Annotated in this window: 19 protein-coding genes; 5 read left to right on the top strand and 14 right to left on the bottom strand. The window is 43.0% G+C overall.

Annotated elements, in window-relative coordinates; all coding sequences use genetic code 11:
- The first annotated feature begins 100 nt into the window (after nt 1-100).
- The 3 genes from ADH27_RS07655 to ADH27_RS07645 are packed head-to-tail and all read left to right on the top strand — an operon-like array spanning nt 101 to nt 2,665.
- The gene (locus tag ADH27_RS07655; protein WP_003010129.1) at nt 101-1,087 is read left to right on the top strand and encodes an ABC transporter ATP-binding protein; all 987 of its coding nucleotides are present in this window, start codon (nt 101-103) and stop codon (nt 1,085-1,087) included.
- Nucleotides 1,084-1,878 carry an ABC transporter permease gene (locus ADH27_RS07650; protein WP_003013825.1) on the top strand — a complete coding sequence of 265 codons (795 nt, stop codon included), beginning with the start codon at nt 1,084-1,086 and terminating at the stop codon, nt 1,876-1,878. Before ADH27_RS07655 ends, ADH27_RS07650 begins: the two co-directional genes overlap by 4 nt.
- 1 nt (nt 1,879) lies before the next feature.
- On the top strand, nt 1,880-2,665 hold the full coding sequence (locus ADH27_RS07645) for an ABC transporter permease (protein WP_003013947.1): 786 nt from the start codon (nt 1,880-1,882) through the stop codon (nt 2,663-2,665).
- Nucleotides 2,666-3,144: 479 nt separating this feature from the next.
- Here ADH27_RS07645 and rpmG read toward each other — a convergent pair whose 3' ends face one another.
- On the bottom strand, nt 3,145-3,294 hold the full coding sequence (gene rpmG, locus ADH27_RS07640; protein WP_001265622.1) for a 50S ribosomal protein L33: 150 nt from the start codon (nt 3,292-3,294) through the stop codon (nt 3,145-3,147).
- A gap of 15 nt (nt 3,295-3,309) precedes the next feature.
- Nucleotides 3,310-3,492: a 50S ribosomal protein L32 gene (gene rpmF / locus ADH27_RS07635; RefSeq protein WP_003009516.1), complete on the bottom strand. Its 183-nt coding sequence runs from the start codon at nt 3,490-3,492 to the stop codon at nt 3,310-3,312.
- A 238-nt stretch (nt 3,493-3,730) separates the two neighbouring features.
- Between rpmF and ilvD the strand changes: the two genes are divergently transcribed.
- Nucleotides 3,731-5,434, top strand: a complete 1,704-nt coding sequence (ilvD, locus tag ADH27_RS07630; RefSeq protein WP_048717132.1) for a dihydroxy-acid dehydratase — start codon at nt 3,731-3,733, stop codon at nt 5,432-5,434.
- Between the two features lie 48 nt (nt 5,435-5,482).
- On the opposite strand, the gene ADH27_RS07625 is transcribed toward ilvD, so the two are convergent.
- Nucleotides 5,483-5,824, bottom strand: a complete 342-nt coding sequence (locus ADH27_RS07625; protein WP_006595245.1) for a metal-sulfur cluster assembly factor — start codon at nt 5,822-5,824, stop codon at nt 5,483-5,485.
- Between the two features lie 610 nt (nt 5,825-6,434).
- Between ADH27_RS07625 and ADH27_RS07620 the strand changes: the two genes are divergently transcribed.
- The gene (locus tag ADH27_RS07620) at nt 6,435-7,607 is read left to right on the top strand and encodes a CynX/NimT family MFS transporter (RefSeq protein ID WP_048717130.1); all 1,173 of its coding nucleotides are present in this window, start codon (nt 6,435-6,437) and stop codon (nt 7,605-7,607) included.
- A gap of 84 nt (nt 7,608-7,691) precedes the next feature.
- On the opposite strand, the gene ADH27_RS07615 is transcribed toward ADH27_RS07620, so the two are convergent.
- The 11 genes from ADH27_RS07615 to ADH27_RS07565 all read right to left on the bottom strand — a co-directional run bounded on the left by ADH27_RS07615 (nt 7,692) and on the right by ADH27_RS07565 (nt 18,756).
- Complete coding sequence (locus tag ADH27_RS07615; protein ID WP_048717127.1) at nt 7,692-8,864, bottom strand: LysM peptidoglycan-binding domain-containing protein; 1,173 nt, start codon at nt 8,862-8,864, stop codon at nt 7,692-7,694.
- A 548-nt stretch (nt 8,865-9,412) separates the two neighbouring features.
- Nucleotides 9,413-10,036 carry a V-type ATP synthase subunit D gene (locus tag ADH27_RS07610; RefSeq protein WP_048717126.1) on the bottom strand — a complete coding sequence of 208 codons (624 nt, stop codon included), beginning with the start codon at nt 10,034-10,036 and terminating at the stop codon, nt 9,413-9,415.
- Nucleotides 10,037-10,057: 21 nt separating this feature from the next.
- Nucleotides 10,058-11,455 (bottom strand): V-type ATP synthase subunit B, encoded by a 1,398-nt coding sequence (locus ADH27_RS07605; RefSeq protein WP_048717125.1) that lies wholly within the window; start codon nt 11,453-11,455, stop codon nt 10,058-10,060.
- Complete coding sequence (locus ADH27_RS07600) at nt 11,442-13,232, bottom strand: V-type ATP synthase subunit A (protein ID WP_048717124.1); 1,791 nt, start codon at nt 13,230-13,232, stop codon at nt 11,442-11,444. Before ADH27_RS07600 ends, ADH27_RS07605 begins: the two co-directional genes overlap by 14 nt.
- A 33-nt stretch (nt 13,233-13,265) precedes the next feature.
- Entirely contained in the window at nt 13,266-13,970 is a 705-nt protein-coding gene (locus ADH27_RS07595; protein WP_048717123.1) for a GNAT family N-acetyltransferase, read from the bottom strand.
- Nucleotides 13,967-14,287: a V-type ATP synthase subunit F gene (locus ADH27_RS07590; RefSeq protein WP_048717121.1), complete on the bottom strand. Its 321-nt coding sequence runs from the start codon at nt 14,285-14,287 to the stop codon at nt 13,967-13,969. Before ADH27_RS07590 ends, ADH27_RS07595 begins: the two co-directional genes overlap by 4 nt.
- Complete coding sequence (locus ADH27_RS07585; protein WP_048717120.1) at nt 14,277-15,287, bottom strand: V-type ATPase subunit; 1,011 nt, start codon at nt 15,285-15,287, stop codon at nt 14,277-14,279. Before ADH27_RS07585 ends, ADH27_RS07590 begins: the two co-directional genes overlap by 11 nt.
- Nucleotides 15,288-15,295: 8 nt before the next feature.
- Nucleotides 15,296-15,886 (bottom strand): hypothetical protein, encoded by a 591-nt coding sequence (locus ADH27_RS07580; RefSeq protein WP_048717119.1) that lies wholly within the window; start codon nt 15,884-15,886, stop codon nt 15,296-15,298.
- 85 nt (nt 15,887-15,971) lie between these two features.
- Nucleotides 15,972-16,451 carry a V-type ATP synthase subunit K gene (locus ADH27_RS07575; protein WP_023024938.1) on the bottom strand — a complete coding sequence of 160 codons (480 nt, stop codon included), beginning with the start codon at nt 16,449-16,451 and terminating at the stop codon, nt 15,972-15,974.
- 42 nt (nt 16,452-16,493) lie between these two features.
- Nucleotides 16,494-18,443, bottom strand: a complete 1,950-nt coding sequence (locus tag ADH27_RS07570; protein WP_048717117.1) for a V-type ATP synthase subunit I — start codon at nt 18,441-18,443, stop codon at nt 16,494-16,496.
- Nucleotides 18,433-18,756: a hypothetical protein gene (locus ADH27_RS07565; protein WP_048717115.1), complete on the bottom strand. Its 324-nt coding sequence runs from the start codon at nt 18,754-18,756 to the stop codon at nt 18,433-18,435. The genes ADH27_RS07570 and ADH27_RS07565 overlap by 11 nt, the downstream gene beginning before the upstream one ends.
- Nucleotides 18,757-18,862 lie beyond the last annotated feature (106 nt).

The raw sequence follows: 18,862 nt of genomic DNA, 5'->3' as shown, positions 1-18,862 counted from the left end.
TATTATTTTACCCATCCCGAAGATTTTAGCTCAATCTTTAGCATTTTGGTAAAGTATGGAAAAAGTACAAGTAAATATATTTTATCGAAAGGAGAGATATATGAGTGAAATAGTTATTAATGCTCAGAATTTATCTAAAAATTTTTATAATTTTGATTCAAGACTCCCATTTATCAAGAGATTTTTGAAACGTAATCAAATAACGATTCGAGCTGTTCAAGATATTAGTTTTACGATTAAGAGAGGGAGTATAGTTGGCTTTATTGGGAGTAATGGAGCTGGTAAATCCACAACGATTAAAATGTTGACTGGGACTCTTTATCCTAGTTCCGGAAAATTAGAAGTGAATGGAGAAATTCCATTTAAAAGAAGTATAAATTTTAGAAAAAAAATTTCAATAGTAGTAGGAAATAAATTACAGTTATTTCAAGATGTTTCGGCTATGGATTATTTTCAATTGATTGGTACTTTATATGAGGTAGAACCGGCGATTTTACAAGAACGAATTCAGGAATTAAGCAATTTGTTGAATGTAAAAGATCAGCTTTACCAGCAGGTCCGGACCCTCTCTCTTGGACAAAAAATGAAAATGGAGTTTATCGCGGCATCTTTAACAAGTCCGGAAATATTATTTTTAGACGAGCCTACTATAGGGTTAGATATACAGTCTAAAAAAGATATCAGAACATTTTTAAAGAAAATGAATGAAGAATGTCATACTACTATTATTTTAACGAGTCATGATATGGATGATATTTCGTCTGTTTGTGACGAATTAATCGTCATTGACAAAGGAAAAATTATTTTGCAGGAGTCAATGGATGTTATTTTATCTAAATTTTCTGATTTTAAATATTTAAAGATAAAAATGACATTAGATTTGGTACCAGAGTTATGCTCTGTTAAAGGAGTAGTAGTCATTTCTCAAACAAAATCGGAATGTATACTAAAAATACCTAGAGATTTTGTCTTTGAGACATTAGAATCAATCAATAAGCTTGTAGATATAGAAGATTTTGAAATATCAAATCTTTCTTTAGAAGAAATTATTTTACAAAACTATTTTACAAAAAAGGAGCACAATTGAAAAAAGAAATGTCTATTATTCTGATATCATTTCGATCTATTTTGAACTATAAATCAAGTGTACTATTGTTAATGTTACAGGCAAGTATACAAATTATGATATCAGTATTTTTATGGACGTATATATATCAGAGTAACCAGATAAATATAGCAGGATATGATTTTACCTCAATGGTTCAATACTATTTGGGGACTATAATTTTTTCATATTTTGTTTTTTATCCAGTTGATTGGGAAATCAATGACGATGTTCATTCAGGAAATTTTTTTAGCATATTAATAAAACCTGTTACTTTTTATAAGTATTATTTTTGTAAAATGCTTGGAGATAGGCTTGCTCATTTATTATTTATCATCATTCCTGTCATTTTATTCTCCAGTGTTTATTACAAGAATGAGTTATTAACCATTGAAATTCTTATTTTAGGAAGTATTGCAATTATTCTATCTATGGTTCTATGGTTTTTAATATCATGTTGTGTAGGTATGCTTTCTTTTTGGTTAGAAAATATATTTTTTGTCCTTACTGTTAAAGAAATAGTAATTCAGTTTTTATCAGGAATATTATTGCCTTTAAGTTTTTTTTCAAATAATTTTCGTCTGTTTTTAGATGTATTACCTTTTAAATACTTAGTATATGAACCGCTTCAGATGTTTAGTAATGATACATATAAATTAATAGACTATTTGAGAATTATTTGTATTCAATTGATTTGGTGCATCATTTTTTATATTATATCAAGATTCATATTGAGAAAAGGAGTGGAGCACTTCTCAAATGTGGGAGGATAAAATGTTTAGAATAAAAGTAATTTTTAGGCTACTTCATTTTGGTTTTAAATCTGATATGAATTTTCATTTTGACTTCTTTTGTGGTCTATTTTCGTCGATACTGTGGATTGGTTTACCTATTGTATTTTTTAGATTGATTTTCTTAAACATAGACTCTTTTAATGGTTGGGACTATTATCAAATTTTATTTTTGGTAGGTTCCTACACTATTGTAGATGGAGTTATGATGGGATTGTTAATTAGAAGTATGGGAATTTTAGAATCAGATATTTTGAGTGGTAACTTGGATCAAATTTTATTGAGGCCGTTTGATACTCAGTTGTTCTATATTTTTAGATCATTTAATTTAGTTCAATTCGTGAATACTTTTTTTGGTCTTGCGATCATTTTTATAAGTTATGGAAATTTAAATGTACATTTAAATTCATTAAAAATATTATTTTATATCCTTTCTTTAATGTGTGGTTGTATTATATATTATTCAATTTGGTTTCTAATAACGATTAGTTCATTTTGGTTCCCAACTAAATTTTCAAAAGTAGATGTATTTTTGAATTATATTGGAATTTCTAAGTATCCATATAATATTTTTACAGGTATTAACAGATTGATCACTATGTTATTTGTTCCCAATTTATTAATTGCCAATCCTGCAGTATTAATATTTTTAGGGAAAGATACATTGAACCTATTTTTCTATCAAATAGTTTTTACAGTTTTTTTGATTATTATCAGTCGTACAATTTTTAGAAAAGGATTGAAAAAATATGAAAGTGCAGGAAGATAAACAATGTTGTTCAGTTATATGTTTGACTAAAGGAAGTGATTCGCTGTACTTTGTTTTGTGGTCATTGAAACATCAGATAATTATAAACTATAATTTAAAGAATAGTATTATTAACTTATAGGTGCTAAGAAAAAATTTAAAGAAATTCCCTCATTCAATCAAACTTATTCATATTTTTTAAAATAAGAAAATAGTTGGATTTTGATGATGGTTGATATAAAGCTAAACTGAAAGTACCTGAAATCCAACTGTGTCAAACCAGATCATACGATCTGTGAGAAAAAGAACACATAACAAAAAGAGGAGCTTCACAATAAAGTTCCTCTTCTTTTATATATCCGAATCATTATTCTTATTTCAAAAAAAGTAGTGAAAAAGGTAGTGATTCGGTTGATTTATATTGCAATGTAGTGAAATTTAGAATTTCAAGAATCGCTTAAAATCAAGGTTTCTAACATCTATTGACGTGTAGTGAACCCCTATTTCACCTCTGTAAACACGACGTGTTTGCGAAGTTTTGGTGAGTATTTCTTCAATTGAAGACGGTCTGGAGTGTTACGTTTGTTTTTAGAAGTAAGGTACAAGCGTTCACCAGATTCTTTGTGTTCAAGTGTAATATTTACGCGCATGGTATCTCCCTTCTATTATTCAGCTGATGCAGCTTTAGCGATCTTACGTCCTTTGTAGTATCCTTTAAGTGATACACGGTGTGAACGTGAGTAATCTCCAGTTGCTTCGTCAAAGTTTACAGATGGAGCTGTTACTTTGTAGTGCGTACGACGTTTGTTTTTCTTCGCTTTTGATGTGCGACGTGCAGGTACTGCCATTTCGTTTTTCTCCTTTTAAGATATAAATTCAATTAGGTTTGATTTTCATCAACTTTAACAGTATAACAAAACTTTTTTGTAAAGTAAAGTTACTTGACAACTTTTTTCAAATAATTTATTTCATCCTGCTGTCCTCCATCTTCACTCTGTTAAATTGTCTGAAAATTCAAGAATTTTCTTCTGTCGTTGGGCCGTAAATTGTGCTATAATAATAAAAAAATACGTGAGAGGGAATCAGATGACAGAATTAGATACACGCCATCGTAGTAGTGTCTACGATAGTATGGTAAAATCTCCCAACCGTGCCATGCTTCGCGCGACGGGAATGACCGATGAAAACTTTGAAAAACCAATCGTAGGGGTAATCTCTACTTGGGCTGAAAACACACCTTGTAACATGCACCTGCATGATTTTGGAAAATTGGCCAAAGAAGGTGTGAAAGATGCAGGAGCTTGGCCAGTCCAATTCGGAACCATTACGGTTGCGGATGGGATCGCTATGGGGACACCAGGGATGCGCTTCTCCTTGACTTCTCGTGATATCATTGCAGACTCTATTGAAGCTGCTATGGGCGGTCACAACGTGGATGCCTTTGTAGCCATCGGTGGCTGTGATAAGAACATGCCTGGTTCGATGATTGCCATTGCCAATATGGATATCCCTGCGATTTTTGCCTATGGTGGTACCATTGCACCGGGTAATCTGAACGGCAAGGATATCGACTTGGTTTCTGTTTTCGAAGGGATCGGGAAATGGAACCACGGTGATATGACTGCTGAAGAAGTGAAAGATCTTGAGTGTAATGCCTGCCCTGGCCCTGGTGGTTGTGGTGGTATGTATACGGCCAACACCATGGCAACGGCGATTGAGGTTCTTGGTATGAGCTTGCCAGGTTCCTCTTCTCACCCTGCTGAATCAGCTGATAAAAAAGCCGATATCGAAGAAGCAGGTCGTGCAGTTGTGAGAATGCTTGAAATGGGACTGAAACCATCTGACATCTTAACCCGTGAAGCCTTTGAAGATGCAATTACAGTGACTATGGCGCTAGGTGGTTCCACCAATGCGACCCTTCACTTGCTTGCGATCGCTCATGCGGCCAATGTGGATTTGACTCTTGAAGACTTTAACGATTTCCAAGAGCGTGTGCCTCACTTGGCTGACTTGAAACCTTCTGGTCAATACGTCTTCCAAGACCTTTACAATGTCGGTGGTGTGCCAGCCGTCATGAAATACCTTCTTAAGAATGGTTTCCTTCATGGGGATCGCATCACATGTACCGGTAAAACTGTGGCTGAAAACTTAGAAGCCTTCGCTGATTTAACACCAGGTCAAAAAGTCATCATGCCACTTGAAAATCCGAAACGTGCGGATGGTCCATTGATCATCTTGAAAGGGAACTTGGCTCCAGAAGGGGCGGTTGCTAAAGTATCAGGTGTGAAAGTTCGTAACATCACGGGTCCTGCTAAGGTCTTTGACTCCGAAGAAGCTGCCATTGAAGCGGTTCTTTCGGATGAAATCGTGGATGGCGACGTTGTTGTTGTCCGCTTCGTAGGTCCTAAGGGTGGTCCTGGTATGCCAGAAATGCTATCCTTGTCATCCATGATCGTTGGGAAAGGTCAAGGAGATAAGGTAGCCCTCTTGACAGACGGACGCTTCTCTGGTGGTACTTATGGTCTCGTTGTTGGACATATCGCGCCTGAAGCTCAGGTCGGTGGCCCAATCGCCTACCTCCACACAGGGGATTTGGTGACAGTTGACCAAGATACCAAAGAAATCACCATGCATGTCTCAGACGAAGAGTTGGCCAAACGGAAGGCTGAAACAACCTTGCCACCACTGTATAGCCGTGGTGTTCTCGGTAAGTATGCCCACACGGTATCCTCTGCTTCACGCGGTGCCGTGACAGACTTCTGGAATATGGAACAGTCTGGTAAACAATAAGATATGAAAAAACTCACTTTACGAATTTGTAAAGTGAGTTTTATTGATTTATCTCGGAGGAAGACCAAGGGCGATGCGCCCGTATCGGCTGATTCGTGTAATTTTCCAAGCAGGCGACCAGGTTACTTCTACTTTGACGTCTTCGATACCGTCAATTTCTTTTAGGCGGGCGACGATTTCGATAGGCAAACTTTCCGCACAGTCACAAGCGGTATCGGTAAAGGTCATGACTACTTTGCAAGTCCCTTCCTCATCCAGATCCAACTCATAAATCAAACCGAGGTTGTAGACGTCCAATTCAACATCGGTATCAAACACAAGCTCTAACTTCTCAATCAATTGTTTTTCCAGTGCCAGGGCACGGTCGTTAATCTTGATATCCTCTCTCATCTCGCTATCCTTTCCCTCCTTTGATGAAGACTATTTTCTCACAATTCTGACAATAATGCAAGTTCACCTAGAATGAGATCGAATGACAGCTACAAATCAAACTATCCGTCTTAAGACTGATTTATAATTACAGGAACTTATCTTAAGTTTTCTTTAAGTTTTCCGATTTATACTAATACCATCAAATGAAGACCTCCTAACTTTGTTTGATAGAAAATCCTAAACTTTTTCATAATAATCTCCCATAAAGGCCACCAAATCAGGTGGCTTTTTTCTATGTACCTTGGCGAACGTTAGTGAGCTTAGGTACATTGATGCAGTTCGAACGCTAGTGAGAACTACGTTCCTTATTTTTTTACGAGCATCAGCGAGTTTAGGTACGTTGACGCAGTTTGAGCGGAAATAATTAGACTCCTATAAAAAGGATGTGTGAAGAAAGTTTTAAAACCTTCAAAAAATTTTTTCAGCTCTATCTTTCTATTATCTCCTATATTTGTAGGCGAAACAGCTATTTTACGGGCTTTGTCCCCCGATAATTCCTTTTGCCTCCTCCAAGTTCTTGTGCTATAATGATACGGATGCTGTTCATTTTTGAACAAGGAGGTACATTATGAAACAAACCCATTCTCGTTTTCTCATTCCAGGAATCCTTTTACTAGGAGTAGTCTTGCGGGCCCCATTTACGACCCTCTCCACTGTCTTATCAGATATTGCTACTAGCTTTGGTGTCGAGGTGAGTTCTCTCGGCCTCTTGACGAGTCTGCCCCTCTTAACCTTCGCTATTTTCTCTCCTTTTGCTACTAGCTGGGCGAGACGCTTTGGGATTGAGCGACTCTTTCTTGGAGTTTTGATCCTGATGACGATTGGATCTGCTCTACGCACCATCAATCTGCCTCTCCTCTATGTGGGAACTCTTTTGATTGGTGCTGCTATTGCCTTTATCAATGTCCTTCTACCAAGCTTGATCCAAGCCAATGAGCCAAAACGTCTTGGCTTCTTAACAACCCTTTATATCACTGCAATGGGCTTGTCTACTGCAATAGCTTCTTCTGTCGCTGTTCCTATTACTCAAGCTACCTCTTGGCAAGGCCTAGTCTGGGTGCTGACAGTTGTCTGTGCAGTCGCTCTTATGATCTGGGTCCCCAATGCTCGTCACAATCATTATTTGAAAAAAAGCTCTTCTTCTAATGAAAATAAGACTAGCTGGTATAAGAATGGTAAGGTCTGGGCTATCATGCTCTTCTGTGGTCTACAATCTCTCTTATTCTATACCACTATGACCTGGCTTCCTACCATGGCGACCCAAGCCGGCATCAGTCAAGCCAATGCAGGAATTTTAGCATCTGTATTCACCCTGATGAGTCTTCCCTTCTCTATGACCATTCCAAGTCTCACCACCAGCCTTTCTGAACGAAACCGTCGCACCATGCTGATAACAACTGTTTTAGCTGGTTTTACTGGAATTGCCATGCTGTTACTAAAGACAGACAACTTCATTTACTGGTTGATCCTGAATATCTTGATCGGAAGTTTTACGAGTATCTTATTCCCTTACCTCATGGTTACCTTCTCCATGAAGTCTAGCTCTCCTGAGAAAACTGCTCAGCTCTCTGGACTAGCTCAAACAGGAGGATACGTCTTTGCTGCACTTGGGCCTATCTTATTTGGTTCAAGCCAACAAATCTTCCACTCTTGGACACCTGGTATTCTTATTCTTCTTGTTGTTGCTTTGTTTATGAGTATGGCTCTCTATCAAGTAGAAAAATCTGATATCATCCTTTAATCCACTAGGTCCCATTGAGCAATGGGATCTATTTTTTATACAAAAAAAGAATCAGGACATTCCTGATTCTTTGCTATATCTTAATTATTCGTAAAATGATACGTGTACGTGGTCGTAGTGATTTTCTGTTACGCTACCACGGTCTGGCATTTCATTCCAAGTGTTTGCTGGTCCATAAATGTTATTTACTGGAGCATAGAAACGTTGTTTCCAGATGATGTAAGAAATGCCATTTTCTTGCATGTGATCGATTGCATATTGAGCTACTTGGTCACCGATCGCTGAACTTTCTGGAACCATAATGTCAATCGCAAGACCTTTACCGTGATCTTCTGGGTCACCAGGACGGTAACCACCGATATCAGTCAAGCCAAGTTCATTAATCACTTGTTCTTTGAATTTAATTGTTTGAGGTCGAAGACCTTCATTTGAAGTTGGAGTTGCTGTTGAAGGAGTTGAAGCTGTCGTATCAACAACTGGTGCTGGTGCACCATATTGTGGTGTTGAAGCAACCGCAGTAACTTCTGGTTCTGCTGGAACTTCTACGACTGGAGCTGGTTCAGCTACTGGAGCCGCTGGGGCTTCCTCAACAACTGGTGCTTCTACAGGAGCCGCTACTTCAGCTGGCGCTGCAGCAGGTTGTGCTGGTGCTTCTTCAACAACTGGTGCTGGTGCTTCCTCTGCTACTGGAGCTGCTGGTGCAGGTGTTTCAGCTGGTGCTTCTGGAGTTGACAAGCTTTCTGATACTTGCTCTGCCACTGCTGCTACAACTGCAGGTGCTTGAGGGAGTTCTACAGCTTGGTTGCTTTCATCTGCTACTGGTTTTGTCAAATCACCCACTGCAACAGTTTGATTGTCTACTTTGATTTGGTTGTTTGTCAAATCAGCAGAAGTTGTCACAGTTGCATCAGCATTACCTGCTGTAGGAGTTTGGATTTCTACACCCGTCACTTGGTTCTGATCATTGACAGTTGTTGTCAAGACAGTTCCTGGGAAAATCAAATCAATGTTGCTGATTTGGTTCAAGTTTGCCAAAACAGTTACGTCAACATTCAAAGCTTCCGCAATCGTGCTTAGGGTATCCCCATATTTGATGGTGTAGGTTTGTTTGTTTTCTGAAGTTGAAATATCTGCACGAATTTCATCTACAGAACGGGCAACCCAATCTCCATTTGATTCTGCTTTACCAGTTGTAAATGGCAAGACCGCCATAGCAACAGTCGAAGCAATTAAAGCCTTTTTATTTACTTTCTTCATACGTTCTTTCCTCGTTTTCTTATTATCGGAGATTTATCTCCAGACAGATACATTTAATATTCTACCACATTTTTTGTCTTTAAAATGGCTCTTCTTTTCTTTTAATCTAACTGACCCTAATTTGTAACATTAGTCCTTTCTTGTTACATTCTCTTAACAATTAATGACAGTTAGTACTATTTGGATAATCAAACAAATTCATTGTATCAGAAGCCTTTGAAAGCCATGAACGAGGGAATTTTGAAAGATTTTTCAGTTGAATAAAAGCTAAAAAACACCCCAAGTTCGTGTCTTGTAGACATCACTTGGGGTGCTGTTTTTAACGGCTTGTATCTTATTAATTGAATACGCCCTAAATGCTGTGTGAAAAACGCAAACTGTAATAGTACTAACTTCAAAGGCACAGTAGCTGATTGGATTTTTCTCTCGCTTTAAGAGCTCGGAAAAATCCTAATCAGCCTTGTGGGGGAAGGACAACGAAGCATTCTATACAACAGTGCTTCTGTCCTGCTCCACATTTTCACCTTGCATTTTGCGGGCTTTGTATCTTATTTGACCTTCATGATTCGGACCAGGTTGGCGCGTTCGGCTTCTTCGAGTTTCATTTCGATATAATAGATGGTTTCCTTGAGGTCTGGAATAGTCGCATACTCCAGTCCATTGACCCGACGGCGTGTCTTTTCGATCTCATCGGCCATGAGCTGACAAGTTTTTTCAATCTCTGCTAAGCGCAACAGGTCTGGAAGGAGTTCTTCCATTTCTTGAATGGTATTGTCCATCTGGCTATTGGAAGCCACATAGCTGTAGACCACGTCTCCCTCATCGTCTCCATATGGATTGTCAATATGGGCATGCATCTTGGGCACACGCACACTCATGATGTTCTCCGTCTCGATATGCAGGCTGACTTCCCGCGTTGGAACTGCAAAGATTTCCTGGACCATGAGGTCATTTTCCAGACATTTGGCCAGGACAAATTCTTGCATATTGCCAATCAGAGCGGCTTCAACCTTCTGGCGGAGTCGGTCATTTTCACGGACTGATTCGATGAAGCGTCGCATGAGCTCGTCTCGTTTGTCCTTGAGAAGTTTGTGTCCTCTGGTTGCCGTTTTCAGACGCTCTTTGAGGGTGTTTAACTCCATCCGAGTGGGTTTGACATTTAATCGTGCCATTTGACTTCCTCCTTTCTACTCCTAGGCTTGTGCTTCCTGAGAAGTTTTTGGGAGGTATTCGTCAATCATGTCATCCTTGATCCGCTTGAGCTCTGTCCGTGGCAAGATAGCCAGCAATTCCCAACCTAGATCCAGACTTTCTTGAATGGTCCGATTGGTGGTAAAGCCTTGGTTGATGTACTCCTTCTCAAAGCGATCCGTAAATTTGACATAGAGCTTGTCTGTATCGGACAAGGCGGATTCTCCAAGCACCACGGCTAACTCTTTGGCTTGTTTCCCTTGGGCGTAAGCCGCAAAGAGCTGGTTCATGGTCGCTGCATGGTCTTTCCGAGTCTTGCCTTCACCAGAACCCTTGTCCTTCAAACGGGAAAGGGAGGGAAGAACATTGATCGGTGGACGATAACCACTATTGTAGAGATCGCGGGACAAGATAATCTGACCTTCCGTGATGTAGCCTGTCAAGTCAGGGATGGGGTGGGTGATGTCATCTTCTGGCATGGAGAGGATCGGAATTTGGGTCACAGATCCTTTCTTTCCAACCAAGCGTCCCGCACGTTCGTAGAGGGTTGAAAGGTTAGTATAGAGGTAACCTGGATAGCCCCGACGTCCTGGAACCTCCCGGCGGGCAGCGGATACTTCCCGAAGGGCTTCACAGTAGTTGGTCATATCGGTCATGATAACCAAGACGTGCATGTCTTTTTCATAGGCCAAATACTCGGCAGTTGTCAAGGCGATCCGAGGAGTGGCAATCCGCTCGATAGCTGGGTCATTAGCTAGGTTGATGAAGAGGACAGAGCGATCAATCGCACCTGTTTCCCGCAGGTCGTTCATAAAGAATTCGGCTTCTTCGAAGGTAATCCCCATGGCCGCAAAGACCACGGCGAAGTTTTCTTCCGAATTAAGCACCGTCGCTTGACGAGCAATTTGAGCAGCCAATTCTTTATGAGGAAGCCCTGATCCAGAGAATACCGGAAGCTTTTGCCCCCGAACTAGGGTGTTCAAATGGTCAATAGCTGAGATCCCTGTCTGGATAAATTCATCCGGATAGTCCCGCGAAACAGGATTGATGGCTTGCCCATCAATGTCCAAGTACTTTTCTGGGATAATCTCTGGACCGCCATCGATGGGTTTGCCCATCCCGTTAAAGATGCGTCCCACCATGTCTTCAGACACTGGGAGTTCTAGGGGACGTCCGGTAAAGCGGACTTTGGCTTTTTCCAAGTTGATCCCGCTAGATCCTTCAAAGAGCTGGACCATAGCCTTGTCTTCTTGGACTTCGAGGACTTGTCCCTGGCGGGTCGTTCCGTCATGGAGCTTGATTTCTACCAGCTCATTGTAGTGAACCCCTTCGACCTGATCAACAATCATCAAGGGGCCAACAACTTCGCTGACAGTACGGTATTCTTTAATCACGCTCATTGTCTACTCCTCCTTTTGCGACGATTTGGTGTAGGGTTGCTACGATTTCTTCTTTCAAAGCTTGGATGGTGGCCAACTGATCCTCATGGATGAACTTGCTCCGGGCAATGCGGTCCCGAAGGCCTACAGTTCCTTCCATGATTTCTGTGAAGTAAGCTCCCAATTCCAGCGCTTTTTGACTTTCTTGGTCAAAGGTCAAAATGTTGGTCAACAAGGCCACCTGCTTGCTGAAAGAGGTATAGGTATCGACCTCATCAAAGGCATTTTGTTGCAGGTAGTCTTCGCGGATCATCTTGGCTGCATTCATGGTCAAGCGGTCTTTTTCAGACAAGGAGTCCAGACCAACCAAACGGACGATCTCCTGCAATTCACTCTCTTTTTGCAACAGGTTCATAGCGCGGGTGACTTTTTCTGCCCAGCTAATCTGCTCATGCTGATCGATATATTGGCCCACTTCATCTTGGTAAAGGGAATAAGAACTCAACCAGTTGATGGCTGGGAAGTGGCGGCGTTGGGCCAACTGAGCATCTAGTCCCCAGAAAACCTTGACAATCCGCAGGGTATTTTGGGTCACCGGCTCTGAAATGTCTCCACCTGGAGGGGAAACGGCACCGATGGCGGTAATCGAACCTTCACGCGCAGTGGTTCCGAGTGTCTTAACCCGACCTGCACGCTCGTAATATTCAGCAATCCGGCTACCAAGATAGGCTGGGTATCCTTCATCCCCTGGCATTTCTTCTAAACGACCAGACATTTCACGGAGAGCTTCTGCCCAACGAGAAGTAGAGTCCGCCATGATGGCAACGGAATAGCCCATATCACGGAAGTATTCAGCAATAGTAATCCCTGTGTAGATGGAAGCCTCACGCGCTGCCACCGGCATGTTCGAAGTGTTGGCGATCAAAACGGTCCGTTGCATGATGGATTGACCGGTCGTCGGATCGATCAATTCTGGAAATTCATTCAGAACGTCCGTCATTTCGTTTCCACGTTCCCCACAACCTACGTAAATTACGATGTCTACATTGGCAAACTTGGCCACCTGGTGTTGGACAACTGTTTTCCCAGCTCCGAAAGGACCAGGAACAGCTGCAGCTCCACCCTTAGTCACAGGGAAGAAGGTATCGATGACCCGTTGGCCTGTAACCAAAGGCTCTACTGGAATCAGTTTTTGTGCAAAGGGACGGCCTCGACGAACCGGCCATTTTTGCATCAAAGTACCAGTAAAGAGGCTACCATCAGCCTGCTCGATCTCATAAACCGGCTCTTCTACTGTGTAAGAACCTGCTGTGATCTTGGTCACACGTCCACTGACACCGAAGGGCACCATAATACGGTGTTCCACCATATTGGTCTCTTGAACGGTACCGACGATGTCTCCGGCAACTACCTCTGTTCCTTCTGCCACACTTGGCTCGAAGGTCCATTTGGTGTCACGGTCTAGATTTGGAACTTGCACACCACGAATAAGGAAGTCACTGGCGGTGACTTCTTGGAAGCGTTCCAAGGGGCGTTGGATCCCGTCAAACATCTGAGAAATCAAGCCTGGTCCCAACTCGACAGAGAGGGGAGCTCCGGTTGTTACCACTGGTTCACCTGGACCAACTCCAGACGTTTCTTCATATACTTGGATAGAGGCTTCGTCCCGCCGCATCTCAATAATTTCGCCAATCAAACCAAGATCGCCGACCCGGCAAATGTCTTGGATATTGGCCTCCTGCATCCCTGATGCGACCACCAAGGGACCGGAAACTTTAATAATTTTTCCTTGAGTCATGTATTCCTCCTGGGAATCCTTTGTTTCTTTGTTTTACTTTTGTGCTATCTCTCTTAGAGCTTGCTTTTGTTGGCCATTGGCATCGAAATTGCTTGGATCCAACCAGGCTTCGAAGCGCTGTTTGATAGCTGGCCATTCTTGGTCAATGATGGACAACCAGTCTGTATCACGGGTACGACCTTTATAAACAACAGCCTGACGGAAACAGCCTTCATAGGTGAACCCTAAGCGCTCAGCTGCTTTGCGAGATGCTTGGTTTAAGGCATCACATTTCCACTCATAGCGGCGGTAGCCTAAATCTTCAAACACGTAGCGCGCTAAGAGATACTGGGCTTCCGTAGCCATGCGTGTCTTTTGGAGCGCTGGTGAGTAGGTCACTGCTCCGACTTCGATCACCCGATTAGCTTGATCGATCCGCATGAGAGAGAAAGTCCCCAAAGCCTTGCCTGAATCTTTGTCTACAATCGCATAGTAAAAGCGACCTTGATCTGTCATGAGATCATCCAATAAGCGGTCCCACTCCTCTTCATTGCGGGCAGGGCCTTTGAACAGAAAGGTCCACATCGCTGCTGGAGAGTCCGGCCCGTAGACCTGATAAAGATCTGCTCCATGTTTTTCTTTTGAGAGGCGTTCGATCACAGTATAGCGACCCTCGATCCGCTCAATAGCTGGCAAACGCCCTGGTGTAAAATCAGGCATGGCATCGCCAATCGCTTGGCCAAATTCATTTGTTCTCATAAAATATCCTGTCCAACTGCTTTTTCGACATTGTCTCGAATTCGTTGCCGTCCCAGTCCAGTCGTTCCCTTATGAGTAGGGATTAAGATGACGGCTGGGGTTACTTGGCGATCATAGTGGGCAATGGTATCTGGGATTTCCTGAGCCATATCCTCCGTCAGATAGATGATGCCAAAATCTTCTTGGCTCAAGTGACGTAAGGTATTGATGGTTTCCTGAGCCTCTGCTACGGGAAAGGTCTGAAAGCCAATCATTTGAAAAGGAAGGATGGCATCACGGTTTCCCACAACGGCAATTTTTTGCGTTTTACTGGCCATAGATTGGTCTCATCCTTTCTTTTATTTTGTCAATCGGGAGCTGATTATCCAGACCCGTCAAGACCAAACGAAGGTTCTTCACCTCCAGCTCTTTTCCAAAGAGATAGCGAGCTAAAGGCAAGGGCCCGTCTATCTCAAAGGAAGCTTGTTCCAATATTCGGTACTTAAGCACATGCTCCAGGTATTCCACTGTCTCAGCAGTTACTCTGCCTGCTCGCATCTGCTCCTCATACTGTGTCAATTCCACATCATAAGGCAAGGGATTGACTTGTTGGAACCAACTGATGAGGTTTCCCTGTTCGACGCACTGGATGACTTCTCTTGCTGAGAGGGTCCCTGCATCGGACAAGAGTTGCTTCATAAAGCTGTTCGGCTTTTTCAAACTGAGGGCTCGTTCAACTGTGATGACATTGTAACAATCAATGGTCAAGGTGACCAGCGATTCTAAAAGTGGATGGTCCAGATCTTTCGCCAAGCGTTTGAGATGATCAAAGTAAGCCAAATCCATGCCGATCTCCAGAACCCGAATATCCTGATAGTCGACATATTCCTGCCAGGTTGCTGCGACTTCTTGAGCCATAAACTCTGGGCAGTTCTCTGAAGAAAAGGTCTTGGCTACTTGTTCAAGAACTGCTAAGGAATAGGGACCTGCATCCAATAATAGGAAGTTCAAATCCCGCCCCGTTGCTCGCTCTTTCAAGAAGACCTTGAGATTGTGATAGGTGTACTTGAGGGCAAAGAGGTCGACTACCGCAGGGTTCGGAGCTGCCTGATAAGCCCAATCGTACTCTGCTAGAAGGTGCTTCATCAAGGCTTGCTCGACCACTTGGACTTGACGCAGTTGATCTGCCTCCAAGGCATAGGCCGTCCCTTGCAAGAGATTAGCACGCGCTTCTGCATCGGAGCTGTTCAGAAGGGCATCAAACTGAGCCGGGCTCAAAAAACTAGCTTCACGTACACTAATCCCGGTATTTACTTGAGAATACGTCCGTTCACTCATAGCCCCTCCTAGTTTTTCTCTTCTTTAAAAATGCTGGCTGCCATATGGAAGCTCTGCTCCTCCCGCACAGCATCAACCAAATCACGGTAGAGGTAGCTGGCATCCACTTTGCCAAAGGAAAGGACAAAACCAGCCTCTTGGGCAAGTGTTTCTTTCACTAATTGAAGCTGTGGATAGGCCTCTATCAAATCCTGACGATCTTGATCTGTCAATTTTTCTGCCGTCACAGCACCAAACGTTAAGACCATTGCTTGATCTGCATAGCGAGGAAGAATGCGATGCAGAAATGCGAGCTCTTCTTGGCGTGACCAAGTCGCCATTTTCTGGTAGGCATCCGCAAACAACTCTTTTAAGACCCGTTGCTTGGTGACCAATGTCGATTGGCGCTTTTGATTTTCGATTTGTTGGCTTTCACGTTGCAAGCGGCGCTCAATGGTCTGCAATTGAACCGCCCGTTGGTGTAACTTTTCTTCTACCAAACGAGCTTCCTGCAACTGGGACTCTGCTTGAACCTTGGCCGTCGCTTCTGCCACTAATTTCCGGCCTTTTTCATGGGCCTGTTCAAGGATGGAATCCTTTAATTGGGAATAATCCGTCATTGTTTTTATTTCCTCCTTTGGAGTTCTTCACCACCGATAATAGACGAAGAGAACATTCCTCTTCTTTGACTGAGGTGTGTCTAGATTAGCCGACGCGAAGAGTCAAAAGGAAGGACACAACGAAGGCCAAGATGGCATAGGTTTCAACCATGGCCGCAAGGATAACCCCTTTCATCATGTCTTCTGGACGTTTTGCCAAGATTTGCATCCCAGCAGTTGCGACATTTCCTTGGTGTTTCGCTGAGAAATAGCCGACAATCGCTACTGGAAGGGCTGTGAAGAAGTAAGCAACTCCTGTTTCAAGAGCCATATCTGGCTTAATTTGCAACCAGATCAAGATCCCGATAACGAAACCGTACAAACCTTGTGTACCTGGCAACAATTGCAAGATCAAGGCTTGGGCAAATTTTTCTGGCTGTTCTTTCAATAGTGCGGCAGCTGCTTGACCGGTCTTACCAACACCGAGGGCTGAACCCATTCCACTAAGAGCCACTGCAATGGCTACACCAAGTGCCGCAAAGAAGGCACCCCCATGGGTTGAGAAATATGAAGCTAAAGATTCCATGAATATACTCCTATAAAATTTTTTTATGATTGATTTACTGAATTATTTTTTTGTTTTGACATAGCGTTCCGACGGTTTTAGAGGTCGGAAGGGCTTGCCACCACCCTCGTAGAACTTGCCAAAGAACTCGACAAAGATCAAACGTGCTCCATGCACATAGCCTGATAAAAAGGACAGAAACATGTTGATGGCATGGAGGAGGACAAAGAGGACAAGGCCGACGGTGAATCGTCCCAGGGTTGGGAAGAGATTGACAATCAGGTTAAAGGCTGAACCGATGCTGGCCCCTGATAAACCAAGCGCCATCAAACGAGTAAAGCTGACCAAGTCTCCGACATAGCCACTGACGTTGTAAAGATTAAAGAGACCTGCTGCAAGTCCTGATAATTTCTTTGCACTGACAATGGACACGACCAAAATGCCAATCGCATTGAGAATGGCTAGCCACTGGCCAATGGGGACTAGATAGGATAAACCTGGTAGGATGTTTCCGACTGCTAAGAGCATCAAGCCTAACAAGATCAAGACCCAGGCAAAGCCTGCGTTGTAGGCTTCCGTATAGTCTTTCAGGCGAACGTTTTTCATTCCACCTAGGAAGAGACCGACCAAAACGGTGATGAAACCAAAGACAACCGATAGGATCAAGATAGTCATGGCATTGGTCGTCGTACTGATCAAAGCAAAGGGCATCTCAAAGCCGAAGAAGGAACCGTAGACGACTCCCCAAAGGGCTACCGAGATTCCTAAGAGGCAGAAAAATCGAAGGTTTTTTGCTGCGCTCGGCTGAAGCTGGAAAGCTTTTAGAGCAAAGCCAGTTGCCAATGTCAACAAGAGACCATAGCCGATATCTGCTACCATCATGCCGAAGAAAACAAAGTAGAAGAGGGAGACGATTGGGGTCGGATCTTTCTCGTAATACTTGGGCAAGGCATACATCTCTGTCACTAACTCGAAGGGCTCCACCAAGGCATTGTTTTTCAGCTTGATGGGCACCTGGTCCCATTCTTCTTGAGCGACTTCACGTGTCTGCAAGACGACTTGGTTCCCAAACTCCTTTTGAAGTTTGGCTTTTAAAGCTTCTAGTTGAGTAGTTTCAATCCATCCTTCTAATGCAACCAAATGGGCTGTACTGGCAAGAGAGCCTTTGGCCTCTTCCCGGGCTCCTAGACTCAAGACATAATCGAGTTGATACTTGAGCTGGTTGAGGTCTTCCTTGGCTTGACTGAGCGTTTCCAACGTAGCTGCTTCGACAGCACCTTGTTCTTTGATTTCTCTCTTGAGTTGCTCCAAACGTTCTTTTGGTAGCGTTTCTCCTTGGTAATCAAACTCTTTGAAATGCGAACTGGTCAGCGTATCTTGAAGGTCTGTTAAATCCCCAGACTTATACAAGACTACCACCCCATGCTCCGTTTCCGAGCTAAAGACCACATCGACCTCTACATCTGGATGAGCCAGCAAGGCTTGTCGCGCCTGATCCTGTTCACTATTCGGAATGGTACCGATTAAACCACGAACATAACGGAAACGCTTGAGCTGGTCAGGTGTTGTCGTCAAGGCAGCCCATTTTTCTAAAGAGGCGATTTCCTCTTGGGCTTGCTGGATGCGATCCCGAGCCTTTGCTAAGACAGCCAATTGTTTTTGTACGGACTGTAAAAGACGTTGCTCATCACGGATGACCCCATGAGACTCTAAATCGTGAAAAGACAAGGACAAGGGAGCTTCTTTTAGTTTTTCTAATCCCTTCTTCTGAGGAATAAAAGGCTCCAGGGCCTGAATAGCCTTTTCTAACTGCTCTTCCCGACGTCTTAGTTCATCCATTCTTAGAGCTGATCCTTTGGACCCATCACTCGTCTGAAAGGCAACTTGCCAATCCTCTTGCTCGCTCAAATCATAGATTTGGACGGATTCCTCTGACTGGAGCGACAAGAGAAGCTCGTCCATTAGATTTGTGGGCAAAACCAGAGAAAGGTGTTGCATTGGACTAATTGCCATAGGTTGCTACCACCTTTTCTACAATTTCGTCTACCAAAGCTGAGCGCTTATCTGTCATAGCTTGCTGCACCTTTTCGTCATTGCGTTGACTGGTCACTGCCAGGTCTGCTTCCAAGCTAGCAATCGTCGCTTTCGAGGACTCTTCCCGCTCTGCGACCAGCTTAGCAGTTTCTTTGTCGTAGGATGCTGCTACCTCCTGTAGGTGATCACCTAGCTGTTGGCGCAAATCTTGGACCTGATCCTCGTAACTTGCGACAACGGCTTCTGCCGCCATTTCAATCTCTTGCATCATTTCGAGAGTTGCGTTGGCCATCACTCCACCTCCTTACCTCTTCCTTTATGAGAAGGAACAAATTCTTGTGTAAATTATAACATATTTCATCAACTTTTTTCAGCGTCTTTCCTTTGTTTCTAGAGGT

Source organism: Streptococcus sp. 343_SSPC (genome assembly GCF_001072385.1).
Lineage (GTDB): Bacteria > Bacillota > Bacilli > Lactobacillales > Streptococcaceae > Streptococcus.
The sequence above is the reverse complement of the archived record's forward strand: the minus strand, read 5'-3'. Positions and strand labels throughout refer to the sequence as shown.